We start from the raw sequence: 2,286 nt of genomic DNA, 5'->3' as shown, positions 1-2,286 counted from the left end.
GTCCGGGGACTTGCTCGTGTTTCGTCGGCTATGGGAAGGCGAAACGATTGAGTGCGTCTTCAATATTGGCGGGACCGAAGTGGTGGCTGCGATGACAGACGTTTCATCTGATCAGGTTCTAATGTGCGTCGGAATCGATAGTCCAAACAAGACACGCGTCCCGCCATACTCGTGTCGGATTTCCCGCCACTAGGACAAGCCGCAGGATTCGCGGACGATAAGTTCGGTTGGCAGACGCTCAGATCGCATGCTGCCTGTGTCCACCGACGCAATCAGCTTGGCGACGAGGATCCGCCCGGCCCGCGCAGGATCCTGTGAGATCGTACTCAGTGCAGGATAGCCATAGGCGGAGAGTTGAAGATCGTCATAACCAATCACCGAGACGTCATCGGGCACACGCACTCCCTCTCTGAGCAAGCTGCGAATGGTGGCCAGGGCAATCAGGTCATTTGCTCCGAAAACAGCATCAAACGTGACGCCGCGCTCCATCAGGCTGGAAATTGCAGCTTCGGCGGATTCTACGTCAAAACTTGACTGGAGCGTGAGGTCCGCATCGAGCGGAATGTCAGCCCGACGATGCGCAGAGATATAGCCTTCATAGCGCTGCAGAATCTCTGGATTGGACGTGTCACCCACAAAAGCGATTCGCCGGCGGCCGAGATTGAGCAGGTGAGACGTCGCCCGTTTGCCGCCGCGCAAGTTATCCGAGCCGATAGAGCAGTATTTTTGGCCGGGGATTTCCGCGCCCCAAACTATGAAACGGCTTTCAGTTTCGGCCAGTTGGTTGAATCTTTCGTGCAAGAAGCTCTGGCCAAGAAATATGACGCCCTCAGCACGGTTCGCGGTCATGATGGAGGCGAGGTCGTTCTGGTTTTTCGGGGCCAGATAAGAGATCAGCACATCGCAGCCAGCCAATCGCCCAGCCTCACTGAGGCCGCTGATCAGTTCCTGAAAGAACGGGTCAGAGACTTCCGTCTGGCGCCCAGCCAGTGTGGGCACGACGACTGCAATCGTCGCAGCAGCGCCGGACAAGAGCGCCGGCATGGATGGGCGGAAATTATAGTTGTGCTCGCGGGCGATCTTCCAGACCCGACGCTTGGTTTCATCATTCACCGCGGAGCTGTTGTTGAGGGCGCGCGAAACAGTTGCGATCGAGACACCCGCGATTGAGGCAAGATCTTCCAAACGCGTTCTAGTGCTGGACATCTCGTGCTACCTCCGCTTAAGAACACCAAAAACAACGTTGTCACATGTTTGGTCTATTCGTCCAGACCGTTGATCAAAGAGTCTGCAAAATTTGCAGAGAAGCACTACCAGCCGGGGAGGCGAAGCTAAAGTGAAGAATGATGATACCAAAATTTGCGTTTCACGACCTTTGCGAGTCTGACGAATAAGCTGACAAACTAGAAAATACTCGGGATCGATCCGAATTCGGCCTGATTCCGCCAATGTTCACCTCGAGCGCTCTGGAGACTGCCTGATGGCAAAATTCATTCCTGTCGATCCGTTCGACATCGTTATCTTCGGCGGGACAGGTGACCTCTCCCGGCGCAAGCTCTTGCCTGCCTTGTTTCACAGATGGCTGGATGGCCAGATTCCGGAATCCAGCCGTATTGTTGGCACTGCGCGCAGTGAGATGGACACCAAAGAATATCGCAAGATGGCAAGAGAAGCCTGTGAGTCAGCGTCTGGCGACAACTGGGATACGAAGGAATGGTCCAAGTTCGAGAAGTTGATTGAGTATGTGTCCATTGATGCAACACAGGAAGATGCAGATTGGGCCACCCTCAAATCTTTCCTGACACTGGATGACAACCGTCCGTGCGTATTTTACCTCGCTACGTCGCCGCGCCTGTATGTTCAAATATGTGAAGCACTGGGCAAGGTGGGCCTGTCAGAGGGCAACACTCGGGTTGTGCTGGAAAAGCCGATCGGGACCGATCTGGAATCTGCCAAGGCGATCAATGACGGTGTTGCTCAAGTCTACGCCGAACGCCAAGTTTTTCGGATAGACCATTATCTTGGCAAAGAGACGGTACAGAACCTCATGGTCCTGCGATTTGCCAATATGCTGTTCGAGCCAATTTGGTCTCGCAATTATGTGGACCATGTTCAGATCACGGTTGCTGAAGACCTGGGTCTTGAGGGACGTGCAGATTATTATGATAAATCCGGTGCCCTGAGAGACATGGTGCAAAACCATATGCTCCAGCTGCTGTGCCTGACGGCAATGGAGCCGCCGAACCAACTCGACGATGATGATGTTCGTACCGAGAAAATCAAGGT

2 protein-coding genes and 1 pseudogene are annotated in these 2,286 nt (G+C 54.0%); 2 read left to right on the top strand and 1 reads right to left on the bottom strand.

From position 1 onward, the window contains the following. The coding region (locus B4F73_RS00880) for a hypothetical protein (protein ID WP_290481579.1) at positions 1 to 193 on the top strand (193 nt) is incomplete at its 5' end. Here B4F73_RS00880 and B4F73_RS00875 read toward each other — a convergent pair. Then, positions 190 to 1,206 (bottom strand): LacI family DNA-binding transcriptional regulator, encoded by a 1,017-nt coding sequence (locus B4F73_RS00875; RefSeq protein WP_290478772.1) that lies wholly within the window; start codon positions 1,204 to 1,206, stop codon positions 190 to 192. The two genes, B4F73_RS00880 and B4F73_RS00875, sit on opposite strands and share 4 nt — an antisense overlap. A gap of 274 nt (positions 1,207 to 1,480) precedes the next feature. On the opposite strand from B4F73_RS00875, the pseudogene B4F73_RS00870 reads away from it, so the two are divergent. Beyond that, positions 1,481 to 2,286, top strand: a pseudogene (locus B4F73_RS00870) (glucose-6-phosphate dehydrogenase); the annotation flags it as partial.

It is taken from the genome of Hyphomonas sp. UBA3601, assembly GCF_002375605.1.
GTDB lineage: Bacteria > Pseudomonadota > Alphaproteobacteria > Caulobacterales > Hyphomonadaceae > Hyphomonas.
This window is presented reverse-complemented; position numbering and strand designations above follow the sequence as displayed.

What these genes read in the sequence shown, in the direction of transcription:
- B4F73_RS00875 (WP_290478772.1), bottom strand. Translation starts at nt 1,206, where the DNA reads ATGTCCAGCACTAGAACGCGTTTGGAAGATCTTGCCTCAATCGCGGGT.